We start from the raw sequence: 20,086 nt of genomic DNA, 5'->3' as shown, positions 1-20,086 counted from the left end.
TCCGGGCGGGCTCGACCCTCGTTCTTTGCCATGCGGCGCGGGACGGTATTCAGCAATCACCCGGACAGCGGCCCCTTCGCCAGGTGCGCCCCGATCGGGGGAATCGCGTTTACGGCCGGGAGGCGACCGGGGAATGCTTGACCGACCGTCATACAGCTGCTGTCCCGTGGCCACGCAATGGAGCTGCTGTCCTGTGGCCGGGGCGGGAACATTCAGAAAGGCCGGGAGAATGACTCAGCTCGACGAACGGGACACCACGACAGCGACGCAGGAAGCGGCCACGGCGGCGTCGCGCGGCTCGGCCGAGTACCGGGCCAACCCCTATCCGGTGTACAAGTGCCTGCGCGAGACGGCCCCCGTTTGTCAGCTCTCCCCGCCGCACGGCGTGGACACCTACCTGATCACGCGGTACGACGACGCGAAGCTCGCGTTGACGGACCCCCGGATCAGCAAGGACATGTACGCCGCCTTCGACGCGTACCACACGATCTTCGGCGACTCCTCGGTCGCGCTCGACGACAACATGCTCTTCGCCGACCCGCCCAAGCACACCCGGCTGCGCCGCATCATCAACAAGGCGTTCACACCGCGCCGGATCGAGTCCCTGCGGCCTCGTATCCAGCAGATCACCGACGACCTGCTGGAGCGCTGCCCCACCGGCGAGCCCGTCGACCTGCTGGCCGCGTTCGCCTTTCCGCTGCCGCTCACCGTCATCTGCGAACTGATGGGTGTCCCCGAGGAGGAGCGGGCGGACGTCCAGAAGTGGTGCTCCACCGTGGCGCGCACCGGATTCAGCAAGGAGGACAAGGAGCGGCTGGCGCTGGCCGAGGGCGCGCTCAAGGACTATTTCATGAGTCTCATCGCGCGCAAACGGCGCAGCGCGACCGACGACCTGCTCAGCGACCTGATCCGTACGCAGGACGAGCAGGGCGCGCTGAACGACGGCGAACTGCTGTCCACCTTGTGGGTGCTGCTGTTCGCGGGCCACAAGACGACGGCCTATCTCATCGGCAACGCCGTGTTCAACCTGCTGACCCACCGCGACCAGCTCCAGGCGGTCCTGGCCGAGCCGGACCTGCTGCCCAACGCGATCGAGGAGGTCATCCGCTACGAGGGCTCGGTCGAGAACGCGACGTTCCGGCACGCGCTGGAGGACATCCCCCTGCGGGGCGAGGTCATCCCCAAGGGCGCGCTCGTGCAGGTCGCGGTGGCGTCCGCGAACCGGGACCCGGAGAAGTTCGCGTCGCCCGACACCTTCGACGTGCGCCGGCAGGGTCTGCAGAGCGCGCACCTCGGCTTCGGCAGCGGATCGCACTACTGCCTGGGCGCACCGCTGGCGAGGATGGAGATGCGCATCGCGCTGACCACGCTGTTCGAGCGCTACCCGGACGTAGCCCTCATGGCCCCGGCCGAGGAGGCCGAATGGCTCAAGGTCCCCTTCCCCGCCTTCCGGGGTCTGGACCGGCTTCCCGTGGCCCTGGATCCGTCGCGGCTGCGCGGCTGAGGGCAGGGAGCGCGGGCCCTGGGGTTGTCAGTCCCCGGCGGGCGCGGCGAGGGGGGCGGTGCGCTGCTGAAGCCTTCTGAGGGCGAGTTCGCCCCACTGGAGGTTCTCGCGTTCCAGGGCCAGACCGCGCAGGCAGGTGAGATAGGGGCCCACCCGCTCGGCCGTCGCGAAGAACTCGTCCTCGGTGCGTCCGTCGAGCAGGCGCTCCCGGATCCGCTCGAAGCGGGCGATCTTCGCGGTGGCCAGTTCCATGCGCTCGGCGATGGCCCCGCTGACGGCCTCGATGTCGCCGACGTCGACGCACTGGACCTTGACGAGCAGTTCGTCCCGGATGGCGGTCGGCTTGACCGGCGGCTCGGCGGTGTAGGCGCGCACGGTCTCGAGGCCCGCCGCGGTCAGCGAGAAGAGCCTCTTGTTGGGCCGGCGCTCCTGCTGGACGACACGCGCCGCGATGAGCCCTTCGCTCTCCATGCGGTCCAGCTCGCGGTAGATCTGCTGCGGCGTGGCCATCCAGAAGTTCGCGACCGAGGACGCGAACCCCTTGGCGAGGTCGTAGCCGGACGCCTCGCCCTCCAGAAGCGCCGCCATGACCGCGTTGCGAAGTGCCATGGGCCTCAACCTAACAGCCGTGTGATCGGCGGGTGGAGGGCCGCGAGACGGACCGCGGCGCCCGTACCGGCAGGTGGAGGCCGGTACGGGCGCCGCTTCGCCGGTCCCGCGCGGGACCGGGCGGGGATCAGGCGAGGTCGAACCGGTCCAGGTTCATGACCTTGGTCCATGCCGCGGCGAAGTCGTTCACGAACTTCGCCTTGGCGTCGTCGCTCGCGTAGACCTCGGCGATGGCCCGCAGCTCGGAGTTCGAGCCGAAGACCAGGTCGGCGCGGGTGCCGGTCCACCGGACCTTGCCGGTGGCGTCGTCACGGCCCTCGAAGGCCGTCTGGTCCTGCGAGGTCGACGTCCACGTGGTGCCCAGGTCGAGGAGGTTGACGAAGAAGTCGTTCGTCAGCTTGCCCGGGGTCTCGGTCAGCACGCCGTGCGAGGACTGCTGGTGGTTGGCGCCGAGGACGCGCAGACCGCCGACCAGGACGGTCATCTCGGGGGCGCTCAGGCCCAGCAGGTTCGCCCGGTCGAGCAGCAGGTACTCGGCCGGCAGGCGGTTGCCCTTGCCGAGGTAGTTGCGGAAGCCGTCGGCCTTCGGCTCCAGCGCGGCGAAGGACTCCGCGTCGGTGTGCTCGTCGGTCGCGTCGACGCGGCCCGGCGCGAAGGGCACGTCGATGTCGAAGCCCGCGTCCTTGGCGGCCTTCTCCACCGCGGCCGAGCCGCCGAGGACGATCAGGTCGGCCAGGGAGACCTTCTTGCCGCCGGCGGACGCGAAGTCGCGCTGGACGCCCTCCAGGGTGCTGATGACCTGCGCCAGCTCGTCGGGCTGGTTGACCTCCCAGCCGGCCTGCGGCTGGAGGCGGACGCGGGCGCCGTTGGCGCCGCCGCGCTTGTCGCTGGTGCGGAACGTCGAGGCCGACGCCCACGCCGTGGACACCAGCTGCGCGACGGTCAGTCCCGAGTCCAGGAGCTTGGCCTTCAGCGCCGCGACGTCGGCCGCGTCCAGGGTCTCGCCCTCGGCCTCGGGCAGCGGGTCCTGCCAGAGCAGCGTCTCCTCGGGCACCTCCGGGCCGAGGTAGAGCGACTTCGGGCCCATGTCGCGGTGGGTCAGCTTGTACCAGGCGCGCGCGAAGGCGTCCGCGAACTCGGCCGGGTTCTCGTAGAAACGGCGGGAGATCGGCTCGTAGACCGGGTCGTAGCGCAGCGACAGGTCGGTGGTGAGCATCGTCGGCAGGCGCTTCTTCGACGGGTCGTGCGCGTCGGGGACGGTCGCCTCGGCGTCCTTCGCCACCCACTGGTGGGCGCCGGCCGGGCTCTGCGTCAGCTCGTACTCGTACTCGAAGAGGTTCGTGAAGAAGCCGTTGCTCCACTGGGTCGGCGTGCTGGTCCAGGTGACCTCCAGGCCACTGGTGATCGCGTCGCCGGCCTTGCCGCTGGCGTAGGTGCTCCTCCAGCCGAGGCCCTGCTGCTCCATGGGGGCGGCCTCGGGGTCGGGGCCGACGTGGTCGGCCGGGCCCGCGCCGTGGGTCTTTCCGAAGGTGTGGCCGCCCGCGATGAGGGCGACCGTCTCCTCGTCGTTCATCGCCATGCGGCGGAAGGTCTCGCGGATGTCGCGGGCGGCGGCGATCGGGTCCGGGTTCCCGTTGGGGCCCTCCGGGTTGACGTAGATCAGGCCCATCTGGACCGCGCCGAGCGGGTTCTCCAGCTCGCGGTCGCCGGTGTAGCGCTGGTCGTCGAGCCAGGTGGTCTCCGGGCCCCAGTAGACGTCCTCCTCCGACTCCCACACGTCCTCGCGGCCACCGCCGAAGCCGAAGGTGTCGAAGCCCATGGTCTCCAGGGCGACGTTGCCCGTGAGGATCATGAGGTCGGCCCAGGAGAGGCTCTTGCCGTACTTCTTCTTGACCGGCCACAGCAGGCGGCGGGCCTTGTCCAGGTTGCCGTTGTCGGGCCAGCTGTTGAGCGGGGCGAAGCGCTGCTGACCGGCGCCGGCGCCGCCGCGGCCGTCGCTGATCCGGTAGGTGCCGGCGCTGTGCCAGGCCATACGGATCATCAGCGGGCCGTAGTTGCCGAAGTCGGCCGGCCACCAGTCCTTCGAATCCGTCAGCACCTCGGCGATGTCCCGCTTCACCTCGGCGAGGTCGAGGCTCCGGAACGCCGCCGCGTAGTCGAACTCCTCGCCGAGGGGGTTGGCCACGGCGGGGTTCTTGGCAAGGATCTTCAGATTGAGCCGGTCCGGCCACCACTGGGCGTTTCCACCCCCCTGGGTGGGGTGCGGGGCGCGCCCGTGCGCGACCGGGCAGCCTCCCGCCTCCCCCGTTTTCGAGTCGGTGACGACGGCGTCGTGGTTCTCAGACATGGGAATCCTTCCGAGCTGGGCGGATCACACTGCTGGATCGAACTTGCTTCATCATTCGGCTCACGCCTTGCGAGCGGTGGAACAGTCGGGGCACACGCCCCAGTAGATGACCTCGGCCTCGTCGATGGCGAAGCCGTGGTCGTCGGAAGCGGTCAGGCAGGGGGCCTCGTGGACGGCGCAGTCCACGTCGGCGACGACACCGCACGAGCGGCACACGACATGGTGGTGGTTGTCCCCCACGCGGCCCTCGAACCGGGCCGGGCTGCCGGCCGGTTCGATACGGCGTACGAGGCCCGCCATGGTGAGCGCGTTCAGTGCGTCGTAGACGGCCTGGAGGGAGATGTGTCCCACGCGGTCGCGTACTCCGGAGGCGATGGCCTCGACGCCGAGGTGGTCACCGTCGCGGACGGTTTCCAGCATCGCGACACGGGCCGCCGTCACCCGAAGGCCGACACCGCGCAGCTCGTCGGCGGTGCTCGGGGTCCGGTATCCGGTCATGACGCCAACCTAGCGCCACAAACACGAGAGATTCAAGGAAACGAACGAATCAGGTCTGACGGGTCACGGAAGGATGGCGTCGACGTATCCCCCGTCGACACGCAGGGCACCGCCGGTGGTGGCCGAGGCGAGGGGAGAGCTCAGGTAGACCACCATGTGCGCGATCTCCTCGGGCTCGATGAGCCGCTGGAGCAGCGACTGCGGCCGGTGCTCCCGCATGAAGACGCGCTGGGCTTCGTCCCAGGAGAGCTCACCGCCGACCAGGTCGCGGACGAAGTCCTCCACCCCGCCCGTGTGCGTCGGTCCCGCGATCACGGAGTTGACGGTCACGCCCGAGCCCGCCGCCGCCTTCGCGAAACCGCGGGTGAGCGCGAGCAGCGAGGTCTTCGTCAGGCCGTAGTGGATCATCTCGGCGGGGATCACGACGGCGGAGTCGCTGGCGATGCACACGACGCGGCCCCAGCCGCGCTCGATCATCCCGGGCAGGTAGGCGCGGATCATGCGTACGGCGGTCAGGACGTTCACCTCGAAGTAGCGCCGCCACTCGTCGTCGTCGATCTCCAGGGGAGGTGCCACCCCGAAGACGCCCAGGTTGTTCACCAGGATGTCGGCCTCGGGCACGGCGGTGACGACGGCCTCCGTGCCCCGGTCCGTGGCGAGATCGCCGGGCGCGGCCACCAGGTGATCGCTTCCGGCGTCGGCGCGCAGCCGTGCCACCGCCTCCTCCACCGAGGCCGCGCCGCGGCCGTTGACGCAGGTCCGGGCGCCGGCGCGGGCCAGCCCGGCGGCGATGGCGTACCCGATGCCCTGGGTGGATCCGGTGACGAGCGCGGTCCTGCCGGAGAGGTCGATGTGCACGGCACCATCCTCGGGGGACGGGGGGCCTCGACGGCGCCGGTGCGGCCACGGCACCCCCCGAAAGTCACCCGGCCGGTCGGTCCGCGGCCGCGCCTCGGCGGCACGGCCCACCCAGCGGCGGCTCAGTTCGACGGGAGTGCCCAGGGTGAGGCGGCGAGGAACCTCTCCAGTCGGGCGGCGTGCCGGGCCCCGGCGGTCCGTTCGGGGGCCGGCTCGGCGTCGGCCCGCTCGCGCCGCGCCCGGGTGATCGCCGCGGCGAAGGCCGCGACGGCCTTCGGGTCGGCCGTGCGCCAGGACGCGAGGCGGCGCACCCAGGTGACGGCGTAGCCGGGTCCCTGGCCGGCCTCCACCATGCGCAGGGCGAGCAGATACGGATCGATCCACGGGGCTCCGGCGGTGGGCCGCGACCAGCCGGTGACACGGACCCGGCCGTCGGCGTCGACGAGGACGTCGTCGGGTGCGAGATCGGCGTGCAGCGGCGTGCGTCCCGCGAAGAGGTGGGCGGTGCCCTCCGGGGCCCAGGCGGCCCATCGCCGCTCCGCCGTCCCGATGTCCGTGCCGGCGGGGAGGGCCGCCTCCTGCAGTTCGCCGAGTGCCGCGAGGACGGCCACCAGGTCGCGCGAGTCGGGGCCGTAGTCGGCGGGGCGGCCGTCGATGAACTCGTGGCCCGCCAGGCACCATCCGCCCGCCTCGGCCTGCCACAGCAGCCGGGGGCAGACCGCGGGCAGATGGGGGTGGGCGGCGGCCTCCTCGGCGAGGAAGGCGGCGCGCGGGTCCGCGGCCGGGATCCCCTTGACGAACACGTTCCCGGCGAGCGTCTCCAGGACCGCGGCCAGGCCCGGGCGCGTGCCGTCCCCGCGGTTGTGCGCGGCGGTGACCGGGCCCGTGAACCGTGTCACCGCGTGGCGGGCCACGGTCGGCAGGGCATGGAAGTCACAGCGCGGCAGGGACACGGGCGTGCGGTCCTTCATTTCGGCAAGAGGCACGTCCAGCCTAGGCAATGACCCCGCCCCATGGGGCCTGACCTGTGGATTTCACACACCCGGTGACGGTATCTGGCTCATTTCGAACGCCCGGGCGGCGCCGCCGGGGCGCGCCGGGCGGCGCGCGCCCACTCCCCGAGGACGGGGACGCAGGTCCGGGCGAAGTGCTCGTAGTCGGCGGGGGTGTTGTAGACGTGCGCGGACAGCCGCAGGTAGCCGATGCCGTCGAAGCTGGTGAAGGCCGCCTCCACGGCCAGCTCCCGGGCGACGCGGTCACGTAGGCCGTCGGCGTCGAGGCGGTCGCGCCCCAGACCGTCCGGCAACCGCACCAGCCGCATCCCGGGGACGGGCATGCCCACGTCGGCGAGAGCCCCGGCGTCCGTGCCGGCGTCGGCCAGCCGGGCGAACGCGGCGCCGATCACCTGGGCGCCATGGTCGGCGAGGCCGTCCATGTAGGCGCGGGCGGTGTCCCAGCCCCAGGTGCGCTCGACGAAGTCGATCGCCGCGGGCGCCGCCAGATAGGCGGTCGCGTCCACGGTGCCCTGCTGGTCGAAGCGGTCGGGGTAGGGTTCGGCGGCTCCCCATGAGTCGATCAGCGGGTGGAGCCGGTCGCGCAGCGGGCCGCGGGCGACCAGCGCCGCGGTGCCGCGGGGCGCGCAGGCCCACTTGTGCAGATTGCCGATCCAGAAGTCGCAGGTCACGCCGTCGAGCGGGGCGGCGAGCAGGGCGGGCGCATGCGCGCCGTCCACGAGCAGGGGGATGCCGCGCCGCCGCGCCTCCCGCCCGATCCGTGCCACCGGCAGCAGACGTGCGGTGGCCGAGGTGACCTGGTCGACCACGACGAGGTCGGTCGCCTCCCCGAGTTCCGCCACGACGGCCTCGTACGCCTCCTCCTCCCCCGCGCCCAACGGCACATGGGCGGTGCGCACCCGGCCGCCCCAGCGGCGCGCCAGCCGCTCGGCGCCCATGGTGACGGCGCCGTAGCCGTGGTCGGTGACGACGATCTCGCCGCCGCGGCGCCGGGTGAGCGCGGCGTACACGACGCCGGCGCCGGCGCTCGCGTTCGGCACCAGCGCCAGATCGCCGGGTTCGGCGCCGAGGAAGGCGGCGAGTTCCACCCGCGCGGCGGCGATCCGCTCCGGGAGCGCCGGGAACCACACCACGGGGGCGCGCTCCATCTCCGCGCGCAGGGCGGACTGCCGCTCCTGGGCGACGACGGGGACCGCGCCGAAGGAGCCGTGGTTGAGGTGCCCGAGCGCGGGGTCCAGCGACCACGCGTGGGCGGCGGGGGCGCCGTGGGGCAGCAGCAGGGGGCGCGGGGCCGCGACGACTTCGGTCTCGCTCACGTGACTCCACATCCGGGGGGTGAGTTCCGAAGGCCATCAAACCGCACGCCCGCAGCGGGGCGAGCGGCGGGGACGGGCCGGGGTCCGACCTCGCGGGACGGGTACGGGAGCGCACCCACGGGTCGGGCATAGGGGAGAAAACGGCTCGACCGCGCGGGACTCGTCACGTCAGACTGCGGTGTGCCGGGCAGACGGCCGCGAGCTGCGCTCCGGGGCGGTCCTGACGGCGCGTCCACGCGTACGCGGGCGACCTCCCCGCCGGGGAGCGGTCGCGCCCTCGTACACCTCACGAGGTGGAAATGGGACGATTCGGATCTCGCGAGAAGGTGCCGGGCAGGGGCCCGGTGCTGCTCGCCCTGCGCTGCTACGGACAGGAGATGGCCCGGCTCAAGCGGCTGACGGTGCCCGCGATGCTGCTGCCGGCGCTGGGCAACATCGGCATCAACTACCTCGCGCCGCTGGTCGTGGCGAAGCTGGTCGGGAGGATCGCCGGTGACGGCGCCGTCGCCTTCCGCTCGACGCTGCCCTACGTCCTCGCCTTCGCGGGGGTGCTGCTGGTGGCGGAGGCACTGTGGCGCATCGGGCTGCACTGCCTGAACCGCGTCGACGCCCTCGGGATCGAGCGGCTCTACGTGAGAGGCATGGACGAACTGTTCGCCAAGGACGCCGCGTTCTTCCACGACAACTTCGCGGGGTCCCTGACCAAGCGGGTGCTGAGTTTCGCCTCGCGCTTCGAGGAGTTCGTGGACACGCTCACGTTCAACGTCGTGGGCAGCTTCGTGCCGCTGCTCTTCGGGTCGGTGGTGCTGTGGCGCTACGATCCGCTGCTCGTCGTCGGACTGCTGGTGATGATCGTCGTGACGGCGGTCTGCGTGACGCCCCTCATCCGGCGCCGCCAGGCACTGGTGGCTCGGCGCGAGGAGGCCATCGCCCGCGTGTCGGGCCATGTCGCCGACAGCCTGATGAACATGGACACGGTACGGGCGTTCGCCGCCGAGGACCGCGAGGCCGCCGAGCACCGCTCGCGCGTGGCCGAGTCGCGGAGACTGCAACTGCGTTCCTGGGACTACGGCAATCTGCGCATCGACACCCTGGTCGCGCCGATGTCCGTGCTGACCAACGCCCTCGGCCTGCTGCTCGCGATCGCCCTGGGCGGGGGCGGGCACGGCGTGGAGGCGGTCGTGGTGGCCTTCACCTACTACAGCAACGCCACCCGCATCATGTTCGAGTTCAATCAGATCTACCGCCGCATGGAGAGTTCGATGACCGAGGCGGCGCAGTTCACGGAACTGCTGCTGACGCCGCCGAGCGTGCTCGACCCGAAGGTGCCCGAGCCGCTGCTCGACCGGCCCGCCGACATCCGTTTCGAGCGGGTGACCTTCGCGCACGGGGGCGGTGAACCGCTGTTCGAGGACCTCGACCTGTCGGTGCCCAGCGGAACGCGGATCGGTCTTGTGGGCCGCTCCGGGGGCGGCAAGACGACGCTGACCCGGCTGCTGCTGCGGATGACGGACGTCGACGGCGGCCGGATCCTGATCGGCGGTCAGGACATCACCGCGCTGCGCCAGGCCGACCTGCGCGGTCTGATCGCCTACGTGCCGCAGGACCCGGCCATGTTCCACCGCACCCTGCGGGACAACATCGCGTTCGCCCGTCCGGGCGCCACCGACGCCGAGATCCGGCGGGCGGCCCAGGCGGCGCATGTCACGGAGTTCGTGGACGCGCTGCCCGACGGGTTCGACACCATGGTGGGCGAGCGCGGGGTCAAGCTGTCGGGTGGCCAGCGCCAGCGGGTCGCCCTGGCCCGGGCCATCCTGCGCGACGCGCCGATCCTGCTGCTCGACGAGGCGACCAGCGCGCTCGACTCCGAGAGCGAGGTCCTCGTCCAGGAGGCGCTGTGGCGGCTCATGGAGGGGCGCACGGCGTTCGTGGTGGCGCACCGGCTGAGCACGGTGGCGCGGATGGACCAACTGGTGGTCATGGACCGCGGGCGGATCGTCGAGCGGGGCTCGCACGAGGAGTTGCTGGCCTCGGACGGCGTCTACGCACGGCTGTGGGACCACCAGTCGGGCGGCTTCCTCGACGGGAGTGCCGACCAGGCACCGGCACCGGCCGACGCGCGCTGAGACGGAACGCCGGTGCCGGTCCCGGCGGTTCACGCGGGAAGGGCCCGACCGCCGGACAGTGGCATGTTCTTGTCAGATCTGTCACTCTTCCGGCAGTGCGGCCCACGCCCTTCCCCAGAGGAGACGGGGCCGGCACCTCTCCACCGTTCACACACACCGTTTCGCGCAGCCCGCGGCCCGTCACCGGCACACCCTCGCCGGGGCGCGGCCCACCGAGCAGGCCGGTGACCACCGGCCGCGTCAAAGGAGTTCCGTGTGAGACACACTCCCCACAAGGGTCTCGCCGTGAGCGCGATCGCCATCGCCGCGCTGGCCGCCCTGTCCGTCCCCGCCGCCCCGGCGGCAGCCGCACCTGAGGCGGCAGCCCCGCCCCCGGCCGCCACCTGCACCCCGGCCCAGGTCGTCACCAACGGCGGCTTCGAGAGCGGCACGTCCCCCTGGACCCCGTCGTCGAGCAGCGTGATCACCAACCGTTCCGGCCAGAGCGCGCACGGCGGCACCTCGTTCGCGTGGCTGGACGGCACCGGGCGGACCCGCACCGACAGCCTCTCGCAGAGCGTGGCCATCCCGGCCGGTTGCGCGCACGCGACCCTGAGCTTCTGGCTGCACATCGACACCGCCGAGACGACCTCGTCCACGCAGTACGACAAACTGACGGCCAAGGTCGGCAGCACGACGCTGGCGACGTACTCGAACCTCGACAAGAACACCGGCTACGCGCAGAAGTCGTTCGACGTCTCCGCGTTCGCGGGCCAGACCGTGACCGTCGCGTTCACCGGCTCCGAGGACTCCAGCCTGCAGACGAGCTTCGTGCTGGACGACATCGCGCTCGACACCTCGGGCGACTCGACCCCGCCGGCGGACTCCACCCGCACCCCGGCCTCCCCGTCGTACACCGTCTCCCTGAGCAGCGACACCACCGGCAGGAGCTGGACCGGTCACGAGAGCGCCACGTTCACCAACGCCTCCTCCACCGCGCTGAGCGAGGTGTACCTGAGGCTGTGGGACAACTACCACGGCACCTGCTCCGCCCCGCCGATCACCGTCACCCATGTCACCGGCGGCACCGCCGGCGCCCTCTCGGTGGCCTGCACGGCCCTCCAGATCAGCCTGCCCACCCCGCTCGCCCAGGGGCAGAGCGCCACGATCGGTTTCGACCTCGGCATCACCGTGCCCAGCGGCGCGGACCGGTTCGGCTACGACGGGGCGTTCAGCCTCATCGGCAACGCCCTGCCCGTCCTCGCCGTCAAGGACGGAGCGGGCTGGCACCTGGACCCCTACACCAACAACGGCGAGTCGTTCTACTCCCTGGCCGCCGACTTCACGGTGACCCTGGACCACCCCAGCGGCCTGCTGGTGCCCGCCACCGGCACCTCGGTCGACACCCCCGGAACCAGCGGGCGCACCGTCACCACGGCCACCGCCTCCAAGGTCCGCGACTTCGCCTGGGCCGCCGGACCCTTCACCAAGATCTCCGGCACCTCCGGCGCCGGCGTCCCGGTGAACATCTACTCCGTGTCGGGCATCAGCTCCTCCAGCGCCCAGTCGATGCTCAGCACCGCGAAGTCCGCCGTCGACGCCCACGCGGGACGGTTCGGCACCTACCCGTACGGCGAACTCGACGCGGTGATCGACAACAACTTCTGGTTCGGCGGCATGGAGTACCCCGGCTTCGTCCTCGACCTGGTCAGCACCACGGCGCTCACCCATGAGATCGGCCACCAGTGGTGGTACGGCATCGTCGGGGACGACGAGTACAACAGCCCGTGGCTGGACGAGGCGTTCACCGACTACGCCACCGATCTCGCCCTGAACATCAGCGGCACCAACTGCTGGAACAACGTCTCCTGGTCGTCGTCGGCGGAGAAGATCACCAACTCGATGGCCTACTGGGACGCCCACTCCTCCCGGTACTCCACCGTCGTCTACACCTACGGCAAGTGCGCCCTGCACGACCTGCGGCGCACGATCGGCGACACCGCCATGACCAAGCTGCTGAAGGACTACGCCACCGCACACTGGTACGGCGTCTCCACGACGGCCGAGTTCAAGGCCGCCGCCCAGGCCGCCACGGCCACCGATCTGACCTCGTTCTGGTCCACCCACCGCATCGACGGCTGAACCGGCCGACGCGGGGACCGGGCACCGCGGAGGGCGCCGGATGCCCCCTCCGCGGTGCCGTCCGGGTCACGGCAGGATGATCCTCCGCCGCTCGCGGGCCGCGGCCAACTCGGCCGCGGCCCGTCGCGCGCCTGCCGCCAGATGCGGTGAGTCCCAGGCCAGAGCGGTGCGTTCGGCCAGCGCATAGTGCTCCGCCGCCTCCCGGTCCCGGCCCAGGAAGCGGTGCAGGTCCGCGAGCGCGTGGGCGAGCGGCCGGGTCGCATACGCCGCGCCGGCCACGCCGCCCAACTGCTCACGCACCGGGTGCAGCTGGGCGACCAGCGCGGAGGCGGTGTCCCGGTCGTCGCCGAGGATGGCGAGTTCGGCCCGGAAGTCGAGGTCCATGCCGTACAGATGGTCCGTGACGGGCTCGGGCGGGCACCGCACGGCACGGGCCTCGTCCAGCCTGCCGAGCCGGGCCAGGACGAGGGCGAGGGCGACTCCGACCGGGGCGCCCACGGCGTCGTAGACCTCGCGCATCATCGGCTCGATCTCGGCCGTACGGCCTTGCGCGAGCCCGATGGTGAACAGGCCCAGGGTGCGCAGCGCCGTGGCGTGCCGGGCCCCGACCCGCCGCAGCAGGCCGTCGGCCTCGGTGTACGCGGCCCGTGCCGCCTCGAATCGGCCGGCGACGGTCGCCAGCATGGCCGAGGTCAGCGTGCCGAGTCCCTGCGCCCACACCAGCCCGTAGCGGTGGGCGAGGTCCCCTCCCCGAGCGGTGCGCAGACGCACCTCGGCCGGGTCGTTCAGCGTCGCCGCGGTCATCGCGTCCAGGTGCTCACACACCCAGCGGTAGGCGGGCAGGTCATGGGCCTGGGAGAGCTGCCGCAGCTCGGCGACCAGCGGCACTCGGGAGGAGCCGTGCACCTCGTGCGGCAGCAGTTTGGCGGAGGTCATCAACGCGGCTGCGAGCAGCCGGGGTTCGCCGCCCGCCCGGGCCAGCGCCAACTGGGTGCGTGCCGCCTCGCGGGCGCGTGGCGCGTCCACGGCCGCCACGACCTCGACGAGGACCTGGAGCACGCGGGCCCGCACGGAGTCGTCGAGCCCGGGGTCGGCCGCGAGCCCCTCCAGGCGGGCCAGCGCGGCGGGGTCGTAGAAGCCCTCCAACCGGCTTCGCCACGGCGAGGGTTCGGTCCAGGCGCCGTAGACCGCCGCGACGAGGTCGCCCCGGTCTGCCTGTTCGGCCAGCGCGACGGCCCGCTGACGGGTGCCGAGGGCCGCGTCGGTCGAGCCGGCCCGGATCTGCGCGCCGAGCAGCCGCACCAGCAGGCCCACCAGGCGGTCGGGCCGGGTGTGCGTGTCGACCGTGGCGGTGATGTGCACGTCGATCGCCTGCTGGACGAGTTGCACCGCCACGTCGTGGGCGTAGCGCCGCTCGGCCACTTCGGCGGCCCGCAGCGCGTAGTCGATGGCCAGGGGCGCGTGCACGGTGCTGCCCGAGCGGGCGAAGTGGTGGGCCAGGGCCGCGAGGTCGTCGGGCCGGTGGCGGCGCAGGGTGCGCGCGATACGGGCGTGCAGACGGGCCCGCCGTGCTCCCGGCAGATCCGTGTAGACGGTGTCGCGGACCAGCGCGTGCACGAACCGGACACGTCCGGGGCCCGGCTCGGCGAGCAGTTCGGCGGCCAGCGCGGCGTCGAGGCCGTCCAGCACCTGCCGCTCGTCCCCGCCGCCGGCCTCCGCCAGCAGGGCCACCTCCGCCTCGAGGCCGGCGACGGCCGCGAGCTGAACCGCGGTCAGCGCGGCGGCGGGCAGCAGCGCGAGGCGCCTGCGCAGGACGTCGCGCACACCCTGGGGGACCTCCGAGACCGCGACGAGGGCGCCCTCGCTGGCCAGCAGGCGCGCGCTCTCCAGGACGTAGAACGGATTGCCCCCGGTCCTCTCGGCGAGCACCGCCATCGTCCTCGCGTCGACGGCCTCCGTGCAGACTGTCTCGACCACGGTGGCCACGTCCTGCGGCGGCAGACCGCGCAGCGCGACCCGGTGCGGGAGGCCGGCGGCGAGGTTGGCGAGGGTCTTGACCAGGGGCTCGCCCACCTCGGCCGGCCGGTAGCTGGCGACGGTGAGCAGGGGTGCTCCGGTGACCTCGGCCGCCGCTTCGAGCAGGGCGAGTGTCTCTCCGTCGGCGCGGTGCAGATCCTCCAGGACGACCGCGAGCGGCACATGGGCCGCCGCGTCCCGCAGCCAGGCGGCGAACGCGCGGTGCATGCGGAAGCGGCCGGCGGTCGCCTCGTCCCGGTTCGTGGCGCCCGCGCTCTCGGGCTCTCGCAGCAGGACGGCCAGCTCCTGCGGACGCCGGGGAGGCAGGTCGCGGGCGAGCGCGCCGAGCGCCTCCACCCACGCCCAGGCGGGCGGCGCGCCCTCGTACTCCGGGCAGCGCCCGATCACCACCCGCCACCCGTCGGCGCGCAGCCGCGCACAGGCCCGGCCCAGCAGCGCGCTCTTGCCGGCACCGGCCTCACCGGTGACCAGCGCCATCGCGCCCCCGTGGCGGGCCGCGCGGGCCGCGTCGTCCAGGGCGCGCAGCTCGGCGCCGCGGCCGACGAACAGCCCGGAGGCGGCGCGGACGGGTTCGGCGGCGGGAACCGGCACGGGATCCGGCACAGGATCCGGACCGCCCGCGCCATCGGGGCGGGTGGGGGGACGCGGACGGAGCCGGGGAGCGTGCTCGGATGACGAGGGGTGCGGCGGCGACGCGTCCACGGGCGGGGCCGACGCGTCGCGGGCGGGCACGCGCGGCGGCGCGGGCACGCCGAGCGGGCCACCGGGGACGGCGGCACGGAGCACGTCGAGCCGCCGGGTGAGCACGGCGTGCTCCAACTCGGCCAGGGCAGGGCCCGGATCGCAGCCCAGTTCGTCGCGCAGCACGGCGGCCGCGCGGCGGAGCGAGGCAAGGGCGTCGGCCTGCCGGCCCGCGGCCCACCGGGCCAGGGCGAGCAGCCGCCACCCCTCCTCCCGGAGCGGGCTCTCCCGGACCAGGGTCTCGGCCGCCAGCCCCGCCTCGGCGGCGCGCCCGGCGGCGAGGTCGGCCGCCACGGCCAGCTCCCGGGCCTCGGCCCGCAGTTCCGTCAGCCGGGCCACCTCGGGCGCGGCCCAGTCCTCGTCCGCGTGCTCCGCGAAGGCGGGCCCCCGCCAGCATCCGAGCGCCTCGGCGAGGAGCTCCCTGGCCTCCTCCGACGGCGCGTGCCGTGCCCGGCGCACCCAGGACTCGAAGCGCCAGGCGTCCACCGCGTCCTCGGGCAGCCGCAGGGCGTAGCCGGGGGGCGCGGTGACGAGAAGGGCCGCCGGGGAGCGCGGGGGCCGTCCCGGCTCCAGTGACCGGCGCAGGTTGGACACGTAGGAGTGCAGGGACGCCAGTGCCTTCGCGGGCGGCGCTCCTCGCCACAGCTGGTCGGTCAGCCGGTCGACCGGCACCACTCCGCCGCGCGCCACTATCAGCAGGGACAGGACGGCTCTTTGCCGCGGAGCGCCCAGGTCGACCGGGCTCGACCCGACTTCGGCGTCCAGCGAACCCAGGACTCGAATACGCAGCACGCCGCGCGAATCTACCGGAGCCGCAGGTCCAGGCCGTCAACGGACGATAAACGCGGCACGCGTCGGCGCCAAGCGGACGCCAAGAGCGGTGCGGATGCTGGACGACTGTTGTCGGCATCACGATCGTTGGAGCAAGTGAGCGTGTCCCCCAGTAACACCACAGGCGGGCTTCCCGCCGCCGAGCGTCCCTACACCCACGAGATGGTGGTGGTCCACCGGATCTTCCGCCGCGAGTCGGCGCTGCTGCCCCGGATGGTGCGTGCCGTGCCCGAGGGCGACACCGCACGGGCGGCGAAGGTCGCGGCGTTCGTACGCGACTACGTGGATGGTCTGCACCTCCACCACGCCGCGGAGGACGACCTCCTGTGGCCGCCGCTGCGCGACCGTGTCACGGACACGGCGCTGGTGGCCCGGATGCGGGAGCAACACGAGCGGATCGACCGGAGCCTCGAGTCCGTCGCCGTGTGGACACCCACGTGGGAGCGCGCGGCCGACCCGGTAGCCGGTCAGGAGCTGGCGCTGGCGTTGGAGGAGCACCGCGCGGCCCTGCTGGAGCACCTCGACGACGAGGAGCGGCTGCTGCTGCCGCTGGCGGCGGAGCACCTGAGCGTGGCCGAGTGGGACGCGGTCGGCGAGCGGGGGCTCGAGGAGCTGCCCAAGAACAAGCGCCTGCTGGCCCTCGGCGCGATCCTCGAGGAGGCCACACCGCAGGAGGCCGCGTACTTCCTGGGCCGCGCGCCGTGGCTCGGCCGGGTGCTGTGGAAGGCGGTCGGCCGGCGCCAGTACGCCGCCCACTGCCGGGACATGCGCACGCCTGTGGACGGGGAGTAGGACCGTGACCGTACTCGACTCCGCGCCCGTCGACGTCCTGGACGCCTATCGGACCTGCGAGTTCGCCACGCTCGGCCGGGACGGCACCCCGATGGCCTGGCCGACGGCGTTCCGGCGCCGCCCGGACGGGACGCTGCTGCTGAGCACGTCCCTGGCGTTCGCCCAGAAGGCGCTGAACATACGCCGGGACGGCCGGGTCGCGCTGCTGTTCTCCGATCCCACCGGCAGCGGTCTCGACCAGCCCCCGCAGATTTTCGTCTCCGGCAGGGCCGTGTGCCCCGACACGGTCATGGCGGGTCCTGAGGGCGCCGAGGACTACTGGCGGATGCTCTTCGAGCGCCAGCCGCACAGCCGGGCGTACGTCTCGGCCGCCATGCGGCCCCTGATGGACTGGTACTACCTGCGGCTCCTGATCACCGTCACCCCCGAGGAGGTGGCCACGCGGCCCTCGGCGCCCTCCACTCCCCCGCCCGGGCCGCCCGCGACCGGCACCCTCACGGGGGCCGCCCTGTTGGCCCGCTTCGGGACCGCGGTGCTGGCCGCCCGCGACGCCGCCGGCGCACCGGTGCTCGCGCGCACCCGGCCGCTCGCCACGGCCGAGGGTTTCGCGGTGGACGCGCCGCCCGGCCTCGCCGTGGCACCGGGTCCCGCCTCCCTGCTGGTGCACCGGCACGACGAACTCCTCAACCACATGAGCAACGCCGTCGTGCGGGGCGAACTGAGGGCGTCCGGCGACGGGTGGCTGCTCGTGCCCTCGGCCGTGGTGGAGCCGATGGGGACCGGGCGCCCGACCGACGCGATCCGGGTCCTGCGCCGGACCAAGCGGGCGACGCGCCGCTACCTGGAGCGCCGCGGCCTGCCACGGCCCCGGGTGCGCTGGGACGAGTTCCGGGCCCTGGCGTCGGCGGCCCGCTCGCGGTCGGGCGGCTGATCCACGGCCGGACCCGGATACGAGGCGGTGGCCGGGGCGGCAGGGGGCCGGGGCGGGACGCCCCGCCTGGCTCGTCGTCCTCGCCCCCGCCGCCCCGGATCCGTCACTCGCCGAGCAGCGGGCTGAGCGAGCAGGCCAGCACGCCGGGCACCGCGACGAGTCGGGCCGTCAGCTCGCGGGTGTCGCCGATCCCCTCGACGGTCAGCAGGATCTCCACGGTGCGGTCCGCCTCCGCGTCCGCCGGTGCCGGTGCCGGTGCAGGTCCGGGCGCCTGGGGGCCGAGCGGCCTGATCCTGCCGTAACTCTCCACGCGGCCCAGTGTCACGAGTTCGACCACGGAGAAACCCGACCGGGAGACCTGCCGCACCAGTTCACGCAGCGCGCCCGCGCCTTCCAGATAGGAGACGCGGTAGCGGATCGGCGCCGCGCGAAGCCGCGGCAGCCGGTGCAGCAAGGGCGCCAGCAGGTACGAGACCACGAAGTAGGCGGCGGTGGTCAGGGCCGCCAGGAGAGGGAGCCCCGCAGCGGCGGCCGTCCCGACGGCGGCGGTCAGCCAGACGCTGGCGGCGGTGGTCAGTCCACGCACCGACCCGTGTTGTACGAAGATCAGACCGGCACCGATGAAGCCGAGCCCGACGACGATCTGGGCGGCGACCCGGGAGGGGTCCAGGACCACCTGTCCGGTGCGCAGGACGTCGGCGAACCCGTACGCGCTCACCTGGGTGAACAGGGCCGCCCCGATGCCGACGATGGTGTAGGTGCGCAGGCCCGCGGCCTTCTGCCGGATCTCGCGCTCGGCGCCGATCGCGCCGGACAGCACGAAGGCGACCGCGAAGTCGGCGACCTGTGACCATCCCTGGCCCGACGGCTCGATGAAGGACGCGAGGAGCGGCACCGCGCCATGATCCCTCGCACACCCCCGCGCGCGGGCGCGCCACACGGGCCCTCGGGCAGGTGGCGGCGACACGGCTGCCACCAACATTTTTGATCAAATACGCACAAATTTGACGTTTATTCATAGAATCCCGTTGGCGGATGTCCGATTTTGCGATCTCTGCTCATCCACTCCGCGCTTGCCACGCCATGTGAGGGGTCAAGTGAACAGCGTCAACGACTTGCTGCGCAGACCGCGGCGCCAACTCGTGCTGGGCGGAGCACTGATCGCCACGCTCGTCGTGCAGTCGGCCGCGCTCGTCGACCAGCAGCTGCAGATCGACGATCTGCAGGTACAGCACATGGACCTCCAGGGCATGAAGGTCCTGCGCGGCCCGACCGGCCCGGCCGGCCCCACCGGCCCGAGCGGCCCGCGCGGCCTGGAGGGCAGGGACGGGAAGGACGGCCAGGACGGGCAGGACGGCCAGACGGGGCGGGACGGCCGGGACGGCAAGGACGGGACGAACGGAAGCGCGGGCAAGGACGGCAAGGACTCGACGGCCACCGCGTCGCCCTCCGGCTCCGCGCGCCGCGGGCGCCACCGGCACGGCTCCACGAGAGCCCTTCCGGGGCCGTCGGCCGCGGCCTGCGGCGCCGAGGGGCCGTCGTCGGACGACCCGCGGGGGTGCGGGCAGTCCCGGTGACCTCGTTCACCACAAAAGTCACCCCATGTCACCATCCACGCGAAACGGGTGACAAGCACCATTCCGTCATGGGAGGTTGGTGGACCTCAGCACGACGGAGGGGGACACCCGCCATGCCCAAGTACGCCGAGAGCGACAAGGAAGCCAACGAGAGCCTCCTGGAGTACTGCGAGTCCATCGGCTTCGACCCCGAGTGGATCTCGCCCGACAAGTGGGACACGACGATCAGGATCGCCCGGAGCAAGGACAAGGGGTACGTCGAGGCGTACAAGGCGATCGACAGCGACCGCCTCGACATGGTCAAGTCCGGCGCCCGCGAGGCCCGGAAGAAGAAGGTCGACAACGACGCCGCCAACCTGATCGGCAAGATCACGTCACATTACGCCCTCAAGGACTCCCTGGTCCTGACCGTCGTCAAGCAGTGCGCGGCGGCCTACGTGGGCGGGGAGCGCGTCAACCTGGGCCTGGGCGGCTCCCCGATGGACGCCTCCGCCTACGCGGAACTGCGTGAGGAGTGGGACGAGGCGGCCCCGCTGGCCACGGGCGGGGTCTACACGGAGTTCCACAGCTTCCCGCCGCAGGACAAGGCCGCCCTGGGCAAGGGCAACGTGGGCGACACCCTGGCCAAGCGGAAGGTGCAGGGCAACCTGCTGCTGAAGGTCGCCGGGGTCAAGTTCAACATGCACATCGACATCGCCGAGTAGCGGATCCGCCCGGGGCCGGCCCGGACGACTCCGAGCGGGAACGGCCGGCGGCCGTTCCCGCTCCGTGCCGTGCGGCCCACG

General features: G+C 72.7%; 15 protein-coding genes. 7 read left to right on the top strand and 8 right to left on the bottom strand.

The window, feature by feature from the left end; all coding sequences use genetic code 11:
• The first annotated feature begins 229 nt into the window (after positions 1-229).
• Positions 230-1,504, top strand: a complete 1,275-nt coding sequence (locus AB0C59_RS29955; RefSeq protein ID WP_363010106.1) for a cytochrome P450 — start codon at positions 230-232, stop codon at positions 1,502-1,504.
• 27 nt (positions 1,505-1,531) lie between these two features.
• Here the strand turns inward: AB0C59_RS29955 and AB0C59_RS29950 are convergent, their stop codons facing one another.
• From AB0C59_RS29950 to AB0C59_RS29925, 6 genes are all read right to left on the bottom strand, one after another.
• On the bottom strand, positions 1,532-2,113 hold the full coding sequence (locus AB0C59_RS29950) for a PadR family transcriptional regulator (RefSeq protein WP_363010104.1): 582 nt from the start codon (positions 2,111-2,113) through the stop codon (positions 1,532-1,534).
• Between the two features lie 127 nt (positions 2,114-2,240).
• Positions 2,241-4,460, bottom strand: a complete 2,220-nt coding sequence (gene katG, locus AB0C59_RS29945) for a catalase/peroxidase HPI (protein WP_363010102.1) — start codon at positions 4,458-4,460, stop codon at positions 2,241-2,243.
• Positions 4,461-4,520: 60 nt separating this feature from the next.
• Entirely contained in the window at positions 4,521-4,958 is a 438-nt protein-coding gene (locus AB0C59_RS29940; RefSeq protein WP_363010100.1) for a Fur family transcriptional regulator, read from the bottom strand.
• 63 nt (positions 4,959-5,021) lie between these two features.
• Entirely contained in the window at positions 5,022-5,816 is a 795-nt protein-coding gene (locus AB0C59_RS29935; protein ID WP_363010098.1) for an SDR family oxidoreductase, read from the bottom strand.
• 122 nt (positions 5,817-5,938) lie between these two features.
• Complete coding sequence (locus tag AB0C59_RS29930; RefSeq protein ID WP_363010096.1) at positions 5,939-6,802, bottom strand: aminoglycoside phosphotransferase; 864 nt, start codon at positions 6,800-6,802, stop codon at positions 5,939-5,941.
• A 74-nt stretch (positions 6,803-6,876) separates the two neighbouring features.
• A complete protein-coding gene (locus tag AB0C59_RS29925) occupies positions 6,877-8,145 on the bottom strand; it encodes an aminotransferase class V-fold PLP-dependent enzyme (RefSeq protein ID WP_363010094.1) in 1,269 nt (422 codons plus the stop codon).
• A gap of 299 nt (positions 8,146-8,444) precedes the next feature.
• Between AB0C59_RS29925 and AB0C59_RS29920 the strand changes: the two genes are divergently transcribed.
• Positions 8,445-10,271, top strand: a complete 1,827-nt coding sequence (locus AB0C59_RS29920) for an ABC transporter ATP-binding protein (RefSeq protein ID WP_363010092.1) — start codon at positions 8,445-8,447, stop codon at positions 10,269-10,271.
• 255 nt (positions 10,272-10,526) lie between these two features.
• The gene (locus AB0C59_RS29915; protein ID WP_363010090.1) at positions 10,527-12,392 is read left to right on the top strand and encodes a M1 family aminopeptidase; all 1,866 of its coding nucleotides are present in this window, start codon (positions 10,527-10,529) and stop codon (positions 12,390-12,392) included.
• A gap of 66 nt (positions 12,393-12,458) precedes the next feature.
• Here AB0C59_RS29915 and AB0C59_RS29910 read toward each other — a convergent pair whose 3' ends face one another.
• Complete coding sequence (locus AB0C59_RS29910; protein WP_363010088.1) at positions 12,459-15,962, bottom strand: BTAD domain-containing putative transcriptional regulator; 3,504 nt, start codon at positions 15,960-15,962, stop codon at positions 12,459-12,461.
• A gap of 141 nt (positions 15,963-16,103) precedes the next feature.
• Between AB0C59_RS29910 and AB0C59_RS29905 the strand changes: the two genes are divergently transcribed.
• The gene (locus AB0C59_RS29905; RefSeq protein WP_363010086.1) at positions 16,104-16,793 is read left to right on the top strand and encodes a hemerythrin domain-containing protein; all 690 of its coding nucleotides are present in this window, start codon (positions 16,104-16,106) and stop codon (positions 16,791-16,793) included.
• 4 nt (positions 16,794-16,797) lie between these two features.
• The gene (locus tag AB0C59_RS29900; RefSeq protein ID WP_363010084.1) at positions 16,798-17,724 is read left to right on the top strand and encodes a pyridoxamine 5'-phosphate oxidase family protein; all 927 of its coding nucleotides are present in this window, start codon (positions 16,798-16,800) and stop codon (positions 17,722-17,724) included.
• Positions 17,725-17,827: 103 nt separating this feature from the next.
• On the opposite strand, the gene AB0C59_RS29895 is transcribed toward AB0C59_RS29900, so the two are convergent.
• The gene (locus tag AB0C59_RS29895) at positions 17,828-18,619 is read right to left on the bottom strand and encodes an MgtC/SapB family protein (protein ID WP_363010082.1); all 792 of its coding nucleotides are present in this window, start codon (positions 18,617-18,619) and stop codon (positions 17,828-17,830) included.
• A 202-nt stretch (positions 18,620-18,821) separates the two neighbouring features.
• On the opposite strand from AB0C59_RS29895, the gene AB0C59_RS29890 reads away from it, so the two are divergent.
• Together AB0C59_RS29890 and AB0C59_RS29885 are read left to right on the top strand one after the other, a co-directional pair.
• Complete coding sequence (locus AB0C59_RS29890; RefSeq protein ID WP_363010080.1) at positions 18,822-19,301, top strand: hypothetical protein; 480 nt, start codon at positions 18,822-18,824, stop codon at positions 19,299-19,301.
• 113 nt (positions 19,302-19,414) lie between these two features.
• Positions 19,415-20,005 carry a hypothetical protein gene (locus AB0C59_RS29885; protein WP_363010078.1) on the top strand — a complete coding sequence of 197 codons (591 nt, stop codon included), beginning with the start codon at positions 19,415-19,417 and terminating at the stop codon, positions 20,003-20,005.
• Positions 20,006-20,086: the final 81 nt, after the last annotated feature.

Origin of the sequence: Streptomyces sp. NPDC048664, from assembly GCF_040650555.1 — a bacterium.
Lineage (GTDB): Bacteria > Actinomycetota > Actinomycetes > Streptomycetales > Streptomycetaceae > Streptomyces.
The sequence above is the reverse complement of the archived record's forward strand: the minus strand, read 5'-3'. Positions and strand labels throughout refer to the sequence as shown.